10 protein-coding genes are annotated in these 16,422 nt (G+C 62.9%); 6 read left to right on the top strand and 4 right to left on the bottom strand.

Translation table 11 applies throughout. From position 1 onward, the window contains the following. Nucleotides 1–56: 56 nt before the first annotated feature. Together DFO46_RS19255 and mprF are read right to left on the bottom strand one after the other, a co-directional pair. A complete protein-coding gene (locus DFO46_RS19255) occupies nt 57–1,418 on the bottom strand; it encodes an AcvB/VirJ family lysyl-phosphatidylglycerol hydrolase (protein ID WP_120278599.1) in 1,362 nt (453 codons plus the stop codon). Next, nucleotides 1,415–4,018, bottom strand: coding sequence for a bifunctional lysylphosphatidylglycerol flippase/synthetase MprF (gene mprF / locus DFO46_RS19260; RefSeq protein WP_120278600.1), 2,604 nt, complete (start codon nt 4,016–4,018; stop codon nt 1,415–1,417). Before mprF ends, DFO46_RS19255 begins: the two co-directional genes overlap by 4 nt. Before the next feature lie 277 nt (nt 4,019–4,295). On the opposite strand from mprF, the gene DFO46_RS19265 reads away from it, so the two are divergent. The 6 genes from DFO46_RS19265 to clpB all read left to right on the top strand — a co-directional run bounded on the left by DFO46_RS19265 (nt 4,296) and on the right by clpB (nt 13,844). Continuing rightward, nucleotides 4,296–5,570, top strand: a complete 1,275-nt coding sequence (locus DFO46_RS19265) for an aspartate kinase (RefSeq protein ID WP_120278601.1) — start codon at nt 4,296–4,298, stop codon at nt 5,568–5,570. Between the two features lie 86 nt (nt 5,571–5,656). Next, complete coding sequence (gene ptsP / locus DFO46_RS19270) at nt 5,657–7,924, top strand: phosphoenolpyruvate--protein phosphotransferase (protein WP_120278602.1); 2,268 nt, start codon at nt 5,657–5,659, stop codon at nt 7,922–7,924. A 27-nt stretch (nt 7,925–7,951) separates the two neighbouring features. Then, nucleotides 7,952–9,031 (top strand): peptide chain release factor 1, encoded by a 1,080-nt coding sequence (prfA, locus tag DFO46_RS19275; protein ID WP_120278603.1) that lies wholly within the window; start codon nt 7,952–7,954, stop codon nt 9,029–9,031. Beyond that, nucleotides 9,028–9,903 (top strand): peptide chain release factor N(5)-glutamine methyltransferase, encoded by an 876-nt coding sequence (prmC, locus tag DFO46_RS19280; protein ID WP_120278604.1) that lies wholly within the window; start codon nt 9,028–9,030, stop codon nt 9,901–9,903. Before prfA ends, prmC begins: the two co-directional genes overlap by 4 nt. A 332-nt stretch (nt 9,904–10,235) precedes the next feature. Continuing rightward, complete coding sequence (locus DFO46_RS19285) at nt 10,236–11,033, top strand: DUF4167 domain-containing protein (protein ID WP_120278605.1); 798 nt, start codon at nt 10,236–10,238, stop codon at nt 11,031–11,033. A 207-nt stretch (nt 11,034–11,240) separates the two neighbouring features. Continuing rightward, nucleotides 11,241–13,844, top strand: coding sequence for an ATP-dependent chaperone ClpB (gene clpB / locus DFO46_RS19290; protein WP_120278606.1), 2,604 nt, complete (start codon nt 11,241–11,243; stop codon nt 13,842–13,844). A 97-nt stretch (nt 13,845–13,941) separates the two neighbouring features. On the opposite strand, the gene DFO46_RS19295 is transcribed toward clpB, so the two are convergent. Continuing rightward, nucleotides 13,942–15,885: a M23 family metallopeptidase gene (locus DFO46_RS19295; protein ID WP_110791031.1), complete on the bottom strand. Its 1,944-nt coding sequence runs from the start codon at nt 15,883–15,885 to the stop codon at nt 13,942–13,944. Nucleotides 15,886–16,230: 345 nt separating this feature from the next. Further along, nucleotides 16,231–16,422, bottom strand: a 192-nt coding sequence (locus DFO46_RS24055; protein WP_210210641.1) for a hypothetical protein, incomplete at its 5' end; no start/stop codon positions are given.

Genomic DNA, 16,422 nt, shown 5'->3' on the forward strand with positions numbered 1-16,422 from the left:
GGGGAGGCCCCGTGGCCGCCCTTGTCATTTCATGAGGCGTCTGCTTTTCGCCGCGTTCAGGGCTTTAACCGGCGGGCCAGCCCATCCGAGATTTTCTTGGCCAATGCCGGGTAGTCCCCGTCGAAATGATGGCCGCCATCGAGCTGGATGGTCTCCACGGATGTCCCGGCCAGATCACGGCAGGCGTCGTCTTCTTCGTCGGCACCATAGAAACACTGTACCTTTGTCGGGTCGATGCGTTTGATGTCGGTGAGCGGGTCACCGGCGCCCTTGCCGTCATTTGCGCCGAGCCAGCCCGAGACCGAAATCTCGTAGTCCACCTGGTGCGAGAGCGCGAGCAGGCTGAGCTGCGGGATGCGGTCCTTGAGTTTGTCCGAGAGACCGTTATAGGCGGCCGGCAGGACATCGGCGCCGAAGGAATAGCCGACGAGCAGCACGTGCCGAACCTTCCAGCGCTTCTGATAGGTGCGCATGATGGTGGCGAGATCGGCGCTGGTTTGTTCCGGTGTCCGCTCGGACCAGAAGTAGCGGAGCGAATCGACGCCGACGACTGGAATGCCGCTTGCCTGGAGATTGGCCGCCACTTCGCTGTCGATGTCGCGCCAGCCGCCATCGCCGGAATAGATGATGGCCATGGTGTCGCTGGTTGGCGCAGTTTCCAGGATGGTGAGTGGCAGGCCGAGTGGTGTGTCGGTGGCGTTGCCGAGGGCAATCAGTTCATCGATTGCATCGGAATAGGCCTTATTGGCATCGTCCTTCACGTCCCGCTGGTCGATGTCGGGATGGGCCGCGACGAGGCTTGTCACGTGATCGCGGCCATCGGCAGGAGCCGCCGGGCTCAAGAGAACGGTCGCCGGATCCGGCAGGTCGCCATCGGTCAGGCCGTAGACCATGCGGTCGCCGCTGCGCGTCTTGTTGGCGGGCGTGCAGAACTCCTTGGTGACCGGGATGCCGGCTTCCGGGTCAAGTGCCAGGGTCTGGCCGATGGTGGCCTTCGGGGTCTGGGCGAGGATCGCAAGTGCCAGCGCGCCGCCCTGACCCCGACCCGCAATGATCGGCGGCAGGAAGGCCGAGTTGCCGGCCTTGCGCTGCAGCTGATGGCCGATTTCCTCGATGTCAGAGACCGTGTAGATGCAGTCGCCGGTGTCCTTTGCCAGGGAGGCCAGGTATTTCGGTGTGTCGATGCCGACGACGATGGCGCCGTTCTGTTGCAGCCGTTCTGCCTGCTGCTGGTCGCTATCCTGCCAGCCGTGCTTGTCCGACAGCAGCACCACCAAAGCCTTCGGGGTATCGTCGGGCAGGAGTGTCAGGGGTGCCGGGATCATGCCGGTGTCGAGTGGTGGGGTGTCGTCGGCCAGAGCGACCGAGGCCGTCGACAGCGTCAGGATCAGCGCGAAGGCTTTAAGGATCGACGTCATTTTTTCACCACGCCTTTCAGTCCACCGCCGATCAGGAGCGTCGCGTCGAGAAGCGCGAGGACAGGGTTGAGACCGCCGGCGACCGCCAGGTAACGCGGCTGCCATTCGGGATGGAACTTGGCCTTGAAGGCTCTCAGTCCCTTGAAGTTATAGAAGCGCTCGCCGTGTTCATAGAAGGTGTTGGCGATGCGGTCCCAGACGGGGGCGACCTGCCGGCGGGACATGCCGGAAAGTGGGGCCATGCCGAGGTTGAAATGGCGGTAGCCCTGGTCGCGCAGGTCGCTCATAAGCCGGACGAAGAGGAAATCCATCGAGCCTTTCGGCGCATCGGGCGAGAAGCGCATGAGGTCGATCGAGGCCTCCTCCTTGGTGGCCGTGAGCAGGATATTGGCAAAGGCGACGATGCGGCCTTCGCAGCGCAGGATCGCGACCGGCTGGGCGTTCATGTAGGCATCGGTGAAGGCGCCGAGCGAGAAGCCCTTTTCACGGGCGCGGTGGTGGTCGAGCCAGCTGTCGGAGACGCGCCGCAGGTCTTCCAGGATGGCAGGGACCTGGTCTGCCGGGATGGTCTCGAAGGAGAGGCCATCCCGCTCGCCGCGGGTCGCGGTCTGGCGCAGGCTTGCCCAGCGACCACCCTTCAGGTCGAAGTGCTGGAGATCGACCATGGCGAGTTCGCCGAGCTTGAAGGCCTTCATGCCGGCATCGGCGATGGCCGGCAGGAGGGCTGGCGAGGCCTGGTAGAACACGGCCCGGCACCCGGTGGCGCGCGCGGTTTCGACGAACTGCCAGACGAGTTCGTCACGCGAGGCCTTGGGGCCTGTCGGATCGAGGAAAGCGATGAAAGAGCGGCCCTGGCGGGCATACATCAGGAAGGCCTTGCCATCGGGCGAGAACATCACGCTCTTGTCGCCGGTGCGCACGAGATTGGCGTCGGCGATGTCGTTGATATCGAGGATGGCGACGGCCTTTTCCAGATCCGTTTCGCCGGCGGGCGGTACCGCGAAGGTGGCCGGCCGCAGCAGGCTGAACAGGCTGATGGCCATCGAGAAGATGGTGAGACCAAGCACGGCGCGCAAAGAGCGGGGGGCTTCGGCGGAGAACTCGAACTGCCACCAGAGATCGTGGCTGTATTCGACGTCGCGGTAGACGAAGAGCAAGACGGCGATGGCGCCGACGAGCAGGACGCCGACGGCGAGAAGCCAGGCCGAGTTCAATGCCTGGAGCAGAGAGGCCGGACGCTGGAAGAGGCGACGGCTGGCGACAAGGCCGACCAGCAGAAGCGCCAGCATGCCGGCTTCGTAGACGGCGACCGCCTTGGCGAGCGACAGGACGAGTGCCGCCACGGCCACAAAAACTGCCGCCCACCAGGCACCGTCCAGCCGCTGTGCAAGCCCGCGCGCGACAATCACGAGCATGAGGCCAAGAATGCTGGCAAGGAAGTGGGCGCCTTCGAGGACCGGGAGTGGCAGGATCTCGGCCAGAGCATCAAGATTGCTATCCGGCGCCGGCGTGACGCTGGACAGGACCAGCATGACTCCGAGGAGGAGGGTCAGCGTTGCCAGGAGCGTCGGCGCAAGGCGCCCCGCCGTTCGGGCAACGCCTGCCGAGAAGGGCGTTGTGGCCAGTTGCCGGAGTTCGGCAACCGTGACGAGGATGATCGCGACGATCAGCGGCAGAACATAGTAGATCAGGCGATAGGCGACGAGCGAGGCCAGCACGGCCTCCGTGCCGAGATGGCTGCCCAGAGCTGCGACCATCACCGTCTCGAAGACGCCGATGCCGGCCGGCACGTGGCTGATCACACCGATACCGATGGCGACCGCGTAGATGGCAAAGAAGGTTGGCCAGCTGATGTCGGCGGCAGCCGGCAGCAGGGCGTAGAGCACGGACGCCGAGAAGGCGACATCAAGCACGGTGACGATGAACTGGCGCGACATGGTCTTGCTGTCGGCCAGGCGCAGGCGCCGTCCGCCGATTGTCACACCATTACCGCTCGCCATCAGCAGCAGGATCGCAAGCACGACCAGAACCACGATGTCGCCCGCGACGAGCACGTTCTGCGACAGGCCGATCAAGGGGGCAATTTCGCCAGCGACCGGGAGGAGCGTCAGCGCTGTCACCAGCACCAATCCGATGGAGAAAGACACCGTGACGAAGGCGATGATGCGGCCGATATCGTCCGGGGACAGACCGGCACGGGAATAGGCCCGGTAGCGGATCGCGCCGCCGGACAGCGCGCCGAAGCCTGCGACATTGCCGACGGCATAGGCGCTGAAGGCCGTCAGGGCCACTTCGGGCCAGGGGCGGCGGCGGCCGATATGAGCCAGCGCGTTCAAATCGTAGAGGCAGAGGGTCGCGAAGCTGAGTGCCGTGAAGAGGATGGCAAGCGCAATCGAGCCGGGGCTCGTTGTGCGCAGGCCGTTCACCACATCGGCATAGGTGACCTCTTCGGTGAGCCTGTAGATCGCGTAACCGACGGCCGCAAAGACGAAGAGTGCAGCGACGGCGGCGAGCGGGCGGGCATAGCGATTGAGCCTGGATGTCCGCAGAGCCGGTTCGGCCTCGTCGGATGGCGGGGAGAATTCAGTGCTGGATGTCATGCGGCCCTGTCCGGATTAACGGCTTACACTCAAAGAAACCGGCTCCCAGCCCGGTTGGGCGATGGTTGGCGCCTGAATTGGTTCCAAATTAAGGCAGCATCGGGATGGCGCATTTCCGGCGATTTTCCGTGGCTGAGCGTACCGTTTCGGCCATACCTGACCGTTGCGCCCCAGGAACATATTCGCTAAAAGCCCGGCAACCTGCAGCCTGTGGCGCAGGGCGTCAGTTTCTTCGCCGCTCAGGCGGCGTGTTCTCAAGGGCATATGGTTCAAGTCTATGGCTCGCATCGTCATGAAATTCGGCGGGACTTCCGTCGCCAATCTGGAACGCATCCACAACGTCGCGCGCCATGTGAAACGCGAAGTGGATGCCGGTCACGAAGTGGCCGTGGTCGTCTCGGCCATGTCGGGCAAGACCAACGAGCTGGTCGACTGGGTGCAGACCATGCCGAAGGTGGCTGGTGCCGACTCGCCGTTCTATGACGCGCGCGAATATGATGCCGTCGTTGCCTCCGGCGAACAGGTGACCTCGGGTCTGCTGTCCATCGCTCTCCAGTCGATGGGCATCAATGCCCGTTCCTGGCAGGGGTGGCAGATACCGATCAAGACCGACAACGCCCATGGCGCGGCCCGCATTCAGGAAATCGACGGCTCGGATATCGTGCGCCGCATGGGCGAGGGCCAGGTGGCCGTCGTCGCCGGTTTCCAGGGCATCGGCCCTGACAACCGGATCGCAACGCTTGGTCGTGGCGGCTCGGATACCTCGGCCGTGGCGATTGCCGCCGGCCTGAAGGCTGATCGCTGCGACATCTATACTGATGTCGATGGCGTCTACACGACCGATCCGCGCATCGAGCCCAAGGCGCGTCGCCTCAAGAAGATCGCGTTCGAGGAAATGCTGGAAATGGCGTCGCTCGGCGCCAAGGTCCTGCAGGTCCGCTCGGTCGAGCTTGCGATGGTACACAAGGTCCGCACCTTCGTGCGCTCCAGCTTTGAAGATCCCGATGCGCCGGGCATGGGCGATCTCCTGAACCCGCCCGGTACGTTGATTTGCGATGAGGAAGAGATCGTGGAACAGGAAGTCGTCACCGGTATTGCCTATGCCAAGGATGAAGCCCAGATTTCGCTGCGCCGTCTGGCCGACCGGCCGGGCGTGTCGGCTGCGATCTTCGGACCGCTCGCCGAATCCCACATCAATGTCGACATGATCGTCCAGAACATCTCGGAAGATGGTTCGAAGACCGACATGACGTTCACCGTACCGTCGGGCGACGTGGACAAGGCGCTGGCAGTGCTCGGCTCGAACAAGGACAAGATCGGCTTCGACGTTGTCCAGAGCGAGAAGGGCCTGGTCAAGGTCTCCGTCATCGGCATCGGCATGCGCAGCCATGCGGGCGTTGCCGCGACGGCTTTCCGGGCGCTCGCCGAGAAGGGCATCAACATCAAGGCGATCACCACGTCCGAGATCAAGATTTCCATCCTGATCGACGGTCCCTATGCCGAGCTTGCGGTTCGCACTTTGCATTCCTGCTACGGTCTGGATAAGAATTGATTCCTGAGAGCGGAGAACCGATGCCCGACCCCTAAAAAGGCAAGGGTAGCAGCCCGCTGACCAATGGGAAGTGGAGCAAAAGCGCGATGAGAGACCTTTCTGCGGGTCCCCGCGTCCTGCTCAAGCGGTTGCGCGAAATGATGGCGGAGCCGCTCGAGCCGCAGGAGCGTCTTGATCGGATCGTTCGCCAGATTGCGAGCAACATGGTCGCCGAGGTGTGCTCGGTCTATGTGTTGCGCTCCGACGGCGTGTTGGAACTCTACGCAACGGAAGGTCTGAACAAGGACGCCGTTCACCTGGCCCAGCTGAAGATGGGGCAGGGTCTCGTCGGCACCATCGCGGCGTCGGCGCAGTCTCTCAACCTCTCCGATGCGCAGGCGCATCCGGCCTTCCGCTATCTCCCCGAGACGGGTGAAGAAATTTACCACTCCTTCCTCGGCGTGCCGATCCTCAGGGCCGGCCGGAGCCTTGGCGTTCTCGTCGTACAGAACAAGGCCGCGCGGAATTATCGCGAGGACGAACTCGAAGCGCTCGAGACGACCGCCATGGTGTTGGCGGAAATGATCGCCACAGGTGAGTTGAAGAAGATCACCCGTCCGGGCCTCGAACTCGACCTGACGCGCCCGGTTTCGATCGATGGCGACAGCTATTCGGAAGGCATCGGCCTCGGTTATGTCGTGCTGCACGAACCACGCATCGTCGTCACCAATCTCTTGAACGAAGACAGCGAGACCGAAATCCGTCGGCTGGCCGATGCGCTTGGATCGTTGCGCATTTCGATCGACGACATGCTGTCGCGGCGTGAGATCTCCATGGAAGGCGAGCATCGCGACGTGCTCGAGACCTACCGCATGTTTGCCCATGACCAGGGCTGGGTGCGACGCATGGAAGAGGCGATCCACAACGGGTTGACGGCCGAAGCGGCCGTCGAGAAGGTGCAAAGCGACACCAAGGCGCGGATGATCCGGTTGACGGATCCTTACCTGCGCGAACGCATGCATGACTTCGACGACTTGGCGAACCGCCTGCTCAGGCAGCTGACCGGCTTTTCGCCGCGCAGCACGGCAGAAGGTTTCCCGAACGACGCGATCGTCTTTGCCCGCGCCATGGGGGCGGCCGAACTTCTGGATTATCCGCGGGCGAACCTGCGCGGTCTCGTGCTTGAAGAAGGCGCGGTGACCAGTCACGTCGTCATCGTCGCGCGGGCCATGGGCATCGCCGTGGTCGGTCAGGCAGCGGGTGCGGTGGCATTGGCAGAAAACGGCGACCCCGTGATCATCGACGGGGACGACGGCACGGTGCATGTGCGCCCGGTCGCCGATCTGCAGAAGGCCTATGAAGAGAAGGTCAAACTGCGGGCGAAGCGCCAGGAGCAATTCCGGGCGCTGCGTGATGTCGAGCCGGTTACCAAGGACGGGCACCGGATCAAGCTGCAGATGAATGCCGGCCTTCTGGTCGACCTGCCGCAGCTTTCGGATTCGGGTGCCGATGGCATCGGTCTGTTCCGCACCGAATTGCAGTTCATGATCTCCTCCACCATGCCGAAAGGCGAGGAGCAGGAGAGCTTCTATCGGAGCGTCTTGAAGCAGGCGGCCGGCCGGCCGGTGACGTTCCGGACGCTCGATATCGGTGGCGACAAGGTCGTCTCCTATTTCCGCAGCCAGGAAGAAGAGAACCCGGCATTGGGCTGGAGAGCAATCCGCCTGTCGCTCGATCGGCCGGGATTGCTCAGGACACAGTTGCGGGCGCTGCTGAAGGCGTCTTCCGGTGCCGAGTTGAAGATGATGCTGCCGATGGTGACCGAGGTTGCCGAGATCCGGGCCGTGCGCGAGCTGATGCAGAAGGAAGTGCAGCATCTGTCGAAGTTTGGCCACCAACTGCCGAAAAAACTGCAGTTCGGCGTCATGCTGGAAGTGCCGTCGCTGATGTGGCAGCTCGACGAATTGATGGATGAGGTCGACTTCGTCTCCGTCGGATCGAACGACCTGTTCCAGTTCTCGATGGCGGTCGATCGTGGCAATGCGCGGGTGGCGGATCGCTTCGATGTGCTGGGGCGGCCTTTCCTGCGCATTCTTCGGGACATCGTGCGTGCGGGCGACCGGAACAACACGCCGGTGACGCTGTGTGGCGAGATGGCGTCGAAGCCGCTTTCGGCCATGGCGCTGCTCGGGATCGGCTTCCGGTCGATCTCGATGTCGCCGACCTCGATCGGTCCGGTCAAGGCCATGCTGCTCGGTCTTGATGTCGGCCAGCTTGCCGGTGTCCTGATGGCCGCGCTTGACGACAACACACCCGGCGTGTCAGTGCGCGAGGTGCTCGTCCGCTTTGCGACTGAGAACAACATTCCCGTCTGACATTTGACGAAGAAACCGGAGTAAAGGGTGGCGAAGCTTCCTGTCGAGAAAATGCGCGAACTCGAACGCCGCTTCGGCGAGATCGAGGCGCGAATGTCGGCGGGTCCGGCGGCCGACGTCTATGTGAAGCTCGCGTCGGAATATTCCGAGCTCGAGCCTGTCGTGAAGAAGATCCGCGAATACCAGGCGGCGATCGACGAGGCGGCCGACCTGCGGACCATGCTCTCGGACAAGGCGACGGATCGCGAGATGCGCGATCTCGCCGAGATGGAACTGCCCGAGTTGGAGACCCGGATCGAAGGGCTTGAAGGCGAGATGCAGATCCTGCTTCTGCCGAAGGATGCGGCCGACGAGAAGAGCGCGATCCTGGAAATCCGCGCCGGCACCGGTGGATCGGAAGCAGCATTGTTCGCTGGCGACCTCTTTCGCATGTACGAGCGTTTCGCCTCCACCAAGGGATGGAAGGTGGATGTGCTTTCGGCAAGCGAGGGCGAAGCCGGCGGCTACAAGGAGATCATCGCGACGATCAGCGGACGCGGCGTGTTCTCCAAGCTGAAGTTCGAGTCCGGCGTTCACCGGGTGCAGCGCGTGCCGGAGACGGAAGCGAGCGGGCGCATTCATACGTCCGCGGCGACCGTGGCCGTGTTGCCGGAAGCGGAAGAGATCGACATCGAGATCAAGGCTGAGGATATCCGCATCGACACCATGCGTTCCTCGGGTGCCGGTGGCCAGCACGTCAACACGACCGACTCCGCCGTGCGCATCACCCATCTGCCGACCGGGCTCATCGTCACGTCCTCGGAAAAGTCGCAGCACCAGAACCGGGCCAAGGCGATGCAGGTGTTGCGCTCGCGCCTGTACGATATCGAGCGGCAGAAGGTGGACAGCGAACGGTCGGCCAACCGCAAGAACCAGGTCGGTTCCGGTGACCGGTCGGAGCGGATCCGGACCTATAATTTCCCGCAGGGACGGGTGACGGATCACCGCATCAATCTGACGCTCTACAAGCTGGACAAGATGATCGAGGGCGACATCGACGAAATGGTCGATGCGCTGATCTCGGATTATCAGGCCGGGCAGCTGGCGCAGTTGGGTGAGATCCAGTGAACGAGAAGAGCGCAACGGCGAGAGGTCTGATCCACGACGTCCGCCGGCGCTTCGAGGACGCCGGCCTTGCCGATGCCGATCAGGATTCGCGGATCCTGGTGATGGAGCTGCTGGGGCTCAGCCATACGGATCTGGTGTTGCGCGGCGATCGTGCGGTATCGGACGAAAACCTTTCCCGCGTGGAACAGGCGGTGCTGCGGCGGCTGGCGCGCGAACCGGTCTATCGGATCCTCGGATCGCGCGAATTCTACGGGCTTGAGCTCAAGCTTTCCTCCGGCACGCTCGAGCCGCGCCCCGATACGGAAGTGCTCGTCGATGCCGTGTTGCCCTATCTGCGAAACACGATCGCCCGGCAAGGGCGTGCCGAGATCGTGGATCTCGGGACGGGGACGGGCGCAATTGCGCTGGCGCTCATCGCAGACTGTTCGGACGCACGGGCGGTGGGCGTCGACATTTCCGAGGATGCGCTGAAGACGGCAGCAGTCAACGCTGCGGCTCTCGGGCTCGGAGCGCGGTTTGCGACACGGGTCGGCCCCTGGTTTGCGCAGACGCCCGAAAGCTTCGATATCATCGTCTCCAATCCGCCCTATATTCGCACAGAGGTGATGGCGGATCTGGAGCCGGAAGTGGCAAATCATGATCCCGCCGCCGCTCTGGATGGTGGACCTGACGGTCTCGACGCCTATCGTGCCATTGCAAAGGACGCCTCGGCCCATTTGAAGCCGGAAGGTATCGTTGGGCTCGAAATCGGCTACGACCAGCATGACGAGGTGAAGCAAGTCTTTGAGCAGGCGGGTTTTTTTCTCGTTGAAGCGCGCCGCGACCATGGCGGCCGCGATCGTGTGTTGATCTTCAGCGCAAAGCGTGACTGACGGGGTTGCTGCGGCTGCTAAGGATAATTCCGGGAAAAACAGAAAAAGGCTTGGTTTTCCGGATGAAGCGTAATAGTTTGCGGGCACGCAACGGGCGGCGGGGTAAAGAACGAAGATTCGTTCGTGTCTGGGCCGGCTTCGATCACGGTTCGCTTTCGAACTCCGCGAAGCACAAAAAGACCGGTGCGTAACTCAGTAAACTCGACTTTCACCAGCGGCGAGCAAGGCGAGAGCGCGGTCTGCCGGCGGCGCGTGGAGACTTGGTCCGGGCTAACCAGAACCAGCGGCTTTGCCCTTTTTCAGCACAACAGAGACATTCAGGTGAATCATCTATGAGGCCAGGACAGCAGAACAAGCGTGGTCGGGGGCGTAACAACAACAATGGCGGTGGCGGCGGCAATGGCGGCGGCAACTTCAACCGCAAGGGCCAGAACCCCCTGACCCGGACCTATGACAGCTCGGGTCCTGACGTCAAAATCCGTGGCACGGCTCAGCATATCGCAGAGAAGTATTCGACGCTGGCGCGCGATGCGCAGAGCGCGGGCGACCGCGTCATGGCGGAAAACTATCTGCAGCATGCCGAACACTATAACCGCATCATCGCTGCCGCCCAGGCGCAGATGCAGGAACGCTTCCAGCGCGACGACCGCGATGGCAACGACGACCGCGACGATCGCCAGGACTATAACGAGCGCGACGGCGAGGACTTCGACGGTTCCGACGACAACAATGGTCACACCGCCGAGCGCGGCAATGATCGTGGGAATGAACGGGGCGGTGAGCGCGGCAACCAGCAGGCACCGCAGCAGCAGCCGCGTCCGCAGCAGCAGAACCGGCCGCAGCAGCACAACCGCCCGCCGCGTCAGCCAGAGCCCCAGCTTCAGCCGCAGCCGGAAATTGCCGGATCGGGTCCGCAGCCGGTCATCGAGGACATGCCGGCAGAAGCCGTAGCCGCTGCTGCCGAAAGCGCAGCCGAGGCCAGCGGTGAACGCCAGCCGCGTCGCCGCGCTGCCGGCAATCGTCCCCGTCGCCAGCCGCGCCGCAGTGCCGGTGCCGACGAAGGTGGCGAAGGCGGTGGAAACGCTGAAGGTGACGGCGCTCCGGCGCTCGCTTCGGCGGAGACCGAGTGATTGGATCCACGCCAATTTGACGAATGAAAGCTCCGGGCGAAAGCCCGGAGTTTTTCGTTTAAATGCCTCTTTAAAGGGCACAAAACCACTCCCATATCTCGATCAAGGGCGCGGTGATCCGCGCCAGGGCCCGCCGGTTCCGGGGGCCTGATCCACAGCATCCGTTCTGTGCCGAATGCGGGCAGGGCGGGGAAACGGAGACAGACCATGAATATCGAGAGCTATTCCGAACGCGTGCGCGGCTTTTTGCAGTCGGCGCAGACCTATGCCCTGTCCGAGGGGCACCAGCAGTTCACCCCCGAGCATGTGCTGAAAGTTCTACTCGACGACGACCAGGGCATGGCGTCATCGCTGATCAGCCGCGCGGGCGGCGATGCGAAGGCCGTGCGCATCGCCAATGATGCAGCCCTTGCCAAGTTGCCGAAGGTGTCCGGCGGCAATGGCCAGGTCTATCTGGCCCAGCCGCTCGCCAAGGTATTTTCGACCGCGGAAGATGCAGCGAAGAAGGCCGGCGACAGTTTTGTCACCGTCGAGCGCCTGCTGCTGGCGCTGGCCATCGAATCCTCCGCCTCCACATCCGCTTCTTTGAAGAAGGGCGGGGTGACGGCGGCTGCGCTCAACCAGGTGATCAATGAGATCCGCAAGGGCCGGACCGCCGATGGCGCCAATGCCGAAGCCGGTTTCGATGCCCTAAAGAAATATGCCCGTGATCTGACCGAAGAAGCCCGCGAAGGACGGCTCGATCCCGTCATCGGCCGTGACGACGAAATCCGTCGCACCATTCAGGTTCTGTCGCGCCGGACCAAGAACAATCCTGTGCTGATCGGTGAACCCGGTGTCGGCAAGACGGCGATCGCCGAGGGGCTGGCGCTGCGCATCGTCAATGGCGACGTGCCGGAAAGTCTCAAAGACAAGAAACTGATGGCGCTCGACATGGGCGCGCTGATTGCCGGTGCGAAATATCGCGGCGAATTCGAGGAGCGGCTGAAGGCCGTGCTTTCGGAAGTGCAGTCGGAAAGCGGCGAGATCATTCTGTTCATCGACGAAATGCACACGCTTGTTGGTGCCGGCAAGGCGGATGGAGCGATGGACGCCTCCAATCTGCTCAAGCCCGCGCTTGCCCGCGGCGAGCTGCATTGCGTCGGCGCGACCACGCTCGACGAATATCGCAAACATGTCGAGAAGGATGCGGCCCTTGCCCGGCGCTTCCAGCCGGTCATGGTCAACGAGCCGAATGTCGAGGACACGATCTCGATCCTGCGGGGCCTGAAGGAGAAATACGAGCAGCATCACAAGGTGCGGATTTCGGATTCGGCACTGGTCGCGGCTGCGACCTTGTCGAACCGCTATATCACCGACCGGTTTCTGCCCGACAAGGCGATCGATCTGATGGACGAAGCCGCATCGCGGCTTCGGATGCAGGTGGATTCGAAGCCGGAAGAGCTGGACGAACTCGACCGCCGCATCATGCAGCTGAAGATCGAGCGCGAGGCGCTGAAGAAGGAAACCGATGCGGCCTCGGCCGACCGGCTGAACCGGCTTGAAACCGAGCTCACCTCGCTTGAGGAAGAGGCGGATGCGCTGACGGCCCGCTGGCAGGCGGAGAAGCAGAAGCTTGGTCTCGCTGCCGATCTGAAGAAGCAGCTCGACGAGGCGCGCAACGAACTTGCGATCGCGCAGCGGCAGGGTGAATTCCAGCGGGCGGGCGAACTCGCCTATGGCGTGATCCCGAACCTCGAAAAGCAGCTTGTCGAAGCGGAGGCCCAGGATGCGTCGGGCACCGGCAACATGGTGCAGGAAGTGGTGACTGCCGATGGCATCGCCCATGTCGTGTCGCGCTGGACAGGCATTCCGGTCGACCGGATGCTGGAAGGCGAACGCGACAAGCTGCTCCGGATGGAAGACGAGCTTGCAAAATCGGTTGTCGGCCAGGGGGATGCCGTGCAGGCGGTGTCGCGTGCGGTTCGCCGTGCCCGTGCCGGATTGCAGGACCCCAACCGGCCGATCGGCTCGTTCATCTTCCTTGGCCCCACCGGCGTCGGCAAGACCGAGCTTACCAAGTCGCTCGCCCGTTTCCTCTTCGACGACGAGACGGCCATGGTGCGGCTCGACATGTCCGAGTTCATGGAGAAGCATTCGGTCGCGCGGTTGATCGGGGCGCCTCCGGGTTATGTCGGTTATGAGGAAGGCGGCGCTCTCACCGAAGCCGTGCGGCGCAAGCCCTATCAGGTCGTGCTGTTCGACGAGATCGAAAAGGCGCATCCCGATGTGTTCAATGTTCTCCTGCAGGTGCTCGATGACGGGCGTCTGACGGACGGGCAGGGTCGTACCGTCGACTTCAAGAACACGATCATCATCATGACCTCGAACCTCGGGGCCGATTACCTGACCAGCCTCGGCGAGGATCAGGATGTCGATCAGGTGCGCGACCAGGTGATGGATGTGGTGAAGGCCTCGTTCCGGCCGGAATTCCTCAACCGCGTCGACGAGATCATCCTGTTCCACCGCCTGCGCCGCTCGGAAATGGGTGCGATCGTCGATATCCAGATGAAGCGGCTCTTGTCCCTGCTGTCGGAACGCAAGATCGCGATCGATCTGGCACCCGATGCCCGCAACTGGCTGGCGGACAAGGGATACGATCCTGTCTACGGCGCACGTCCGTTGAAGCGGGTGATCCAGAAATACCTGCAGGATCCGCTGGCCGAGCAGATCCTGTCGGGTCAGGTCCTGGATGGATCGGAGATCCGGATCGAGGCCGGCAGCGACCGGCTGCTGATCTCGCCGAAGACCTCGGTTAGCGCTGCGGCCTGATCTGTGGCCTCGCTTGACCGAAAAGAAACGGCGGTCCATCGGGCCGCCGTTTTGCTGTGTCGCCCATCATGTGCAGGAGCTGCCGGTTGCGGCTGCCTCAGCGGCTCGCCACCTGAGCCGGCCGGCCGCCGCTTTCGAGAAGCGTGTCGATGCGCTGCCGTTCCTCTTCGAAGGAGGCGAGCGCCGGACCGTCCAGCGCCTTGCCGCCGGGCAGGCGGACTTTCATCGCATCGACCTTGGTGCCATTGACGATCAGTTCGTAGTGCAGGTGGGCGCCGGTCGAGGAACCGGTCGAGCCGACAAAGCCGATCACCTGGCCTTGCGTCACCTTGGCGCCGGGCACGATGCCCTTGGCGATGCCGCTCTGGTGATTGTAGGAGGTGACGTAACCATTGGCATGGCGGATCAGGGTCTGGTTGCCGTAGCCGGAAGCCCAGCCGGCCTTTTCCACGACACCATTGCCCGCGGCGATGATCGGCGTGCCGCGGGGGGCCGCCCAGTCGACGCCGGTATGCATGCGCGAATAACCGAGGATCGGGTGGCGGCGCATGCCGAAACCCGAGGTAAAGCGGCCGTTCGGGACAGGGTTGCGCAGCAGGAACTGCCGGATCGACTTGCCATCTTCGTCGAAGTAGTCGATCGAGCCGTCTTCGGGATCCTGGAAACGGTAGAATTGCGTGATCGTGTCGCCAAAGCGGGCACGCACGTAGAGAAGTTCTGAATCTTCGGTCGCCTTGCCTTCTTCGTCGGTCACCGAGAAGACGGCTTCCAGCATGTCGGTCGGTTTCAACTGGGCCTGGAAGTCGACATTCGAGGCGAGCAGGCGGACGACAAGTGCCGTGAGTTCCTTGCTCATGCCGTAGGAAAGTGCGGCGCGGTAGATGCCGTCATAGGCGCGCGGCAGGTCCCGGCCGGTGACGATGGCCGGGGTCGATCCGTCGAAGGCGCCGGAAATCGCGGCCAATTGCGGCGGTTCGCTGCCTTCAACGAGACGGCCTCCGTCGTTGACCGCCAGCGTCACGACGTGATCGGAATTGTGATAGAGCGAGAAGCGCACGAGACGAACCTCGTCCCCGCGCTGAATCAGGCCGACCCGCAGCACATCGCCGACCGCCAGCAGTTTGCCCGGCATGTGGGGGGCAAGCGCTTTTTCGACGTCCTCGGCCTTGGCGGAAGGATATCCCGATGAGATCATCAGTGCCGAGACCGATTGGGCGCTGCGCACCGGCAGCACGTCGTCGGCAAATTCCGGCGTCATCGCGGTGACGGCTTCCGGCTCGGCGACACTCATGTTCTCCTCGACCACCCGGGCGGACAGGCCTGCGGCGAGATCGATGCCGGTGTCTTCCGTGTCGAAACGGCGGGGGTCGATGTAATAGAGCGCGGCGACCTGGCTGTCGCCATCGGTCAGGACCGACCCGTTGGAGCGCACATTCTCCTCGACCTCGTCGAAGGTCATCTCGCCGGCGAGGGGCAGGTCCGGGACGCTCGGGAAAGGGCTCGACTTGAGGATGACCTCGGATTCGATGTTGGATCCATAGAGAGAGCCGGTGCGGTTGGCGACGGGCGGCGTGGTCTGATCAATCGCAAAGATCGAGAGCGGATCGAAGGGGGGGTAACGGTCCTGGACGGCGTAGTCGGCGGCAAGCGCCATCTTCACATGGGCGAAGGGCTGTTTGCGCACCACCTCGCGCTCACCGTCCTTGATCACGGTCGGCACATCGAGGATTGCCTTGTCGACCGGACGGGCGGCGATCTTCGGGCCGAAGAGCCGGGCGCCGCGCACGGTATCCTGCGCAGACGCTGCCGCCCCTTCTGGTGGGGCCACGGCATAGGCTTCGGCCGGGATGGCGAGTTGCTGGCGACCATCGAGTGCCGCGAAGAGCGCGACCCCCATGAGGATGCAGGATGTAATGCCGGTGAGGAAGGTGCCGGAAAGCCAGCGCAGCGAGATCTCGCGGCGATCGGGTGCGCGAAAACCATCCGCCAGGATCGGAGGTTCGGTGCCCAGCGAGCGGATCATGTCGCGGTCTGCCGTCATGCCGGTCTGTCGATCCCTGTCCTGATCATCGTGAAGACGCTGAAGACCCCAAGCCGGAGCCAAGCGGCTTTCATGTCTCATGTTTTGGCCGCCGACGTCAAATCAGCGACGATTTCGGGCTCTGTGTGAACCCGAATTATGGAGAATGCGGGGCGCCTCTCCTTATAAGGGGTTTGACGCGGGGGGGATGGTGCGGGCGACGTTCGCCCTGATGGCCCTGATGCAAGGGAAGGCCACCTTTTTGCCGAGCCAAAGACCGTGCCGGATCCCTGCTTTTTCGGGCGGCATATCAGCGATAGCGAAATTCTCCAATCATTACAGTCGCTTGTATGATTTTTCTATTTTTTATGAAATCGAGTGTTGACGTGTTGGGAGGTGGAATCTATACATCCGCTCACTGACGAGGGCGGCGGCGCTGCTAGCGACGAAGTCCTTCGTTCTTGAGAAAACCTCTTTAAAAATTGGCTGCGATGCTGATTGGTTGCCGGGTTCAGGCTTGGCGGGATGGTTTTTTGACGGGGTTTGTATCTCGTCTGT

This window comes from Rhizobium sp. AG855, from assembly GCF_003610655.1.
GTDB classification, from domain to species: Bacteria; Pseudomonadota; Alphaproteobacteria; order Rhizobiales; family Rhizobiaceae; genus Allorhizobium; species Allorhizobium wuzhouense.

Excerpts from the sequence above, each read along its gene's own strand:
- DFO46_RS19285 (WP_120278605.1), top strand. The coding sequence starts at position 10,236 with ATGAGGCCAGGACAGCAGAACAAGCGTGGTCGGGGGCGTAACAACAAC.
- clpB (WP_120278606.1), top strand. The coding sequence starts at position 11,241 with ATGAATATCGAGAGCTATTCCGAACGCGTGCGCGGCTTTTTGCAGTCG.
- DFO46_RS19255 (WP_120278599.1), bottom strand. The coding sequence starts at position 1,418 with ATGACGTCGATCCTTAAAGCCTTCGCGCTGATCCTGACGCTGTCGACG.
- DFO46_RS19265 (WP_120278601.1), top strand. The coding sequence starts at position 4,296 with ATGGCTCGCATCGTCATGAAATTCGGCGGGACTTCCGTCGCCAATCTG.
- DFO46_RS19295 (WP_110791031.1), bottom strand. The coding sequence starts at position 15,885 with ATGACGGCAGACCGCGACATGATCCGCTCGCTGGGCACCGAACCTCCG.
- mprF (WP_120278600.1), bottom strand. The coding sequence starts at position 4,018 with ATGACATCCAGCACTGAATTCTCCCCGCCATCCGACGAGGCCGAACCG.
- ptsP (WP_120278602.1), top strand. The coding sequence starts at position 5,657 with ATGAGAGACCTTTCTGCGGGTCCCCGCGTCCTGCTCAAGCGGTTGCGC.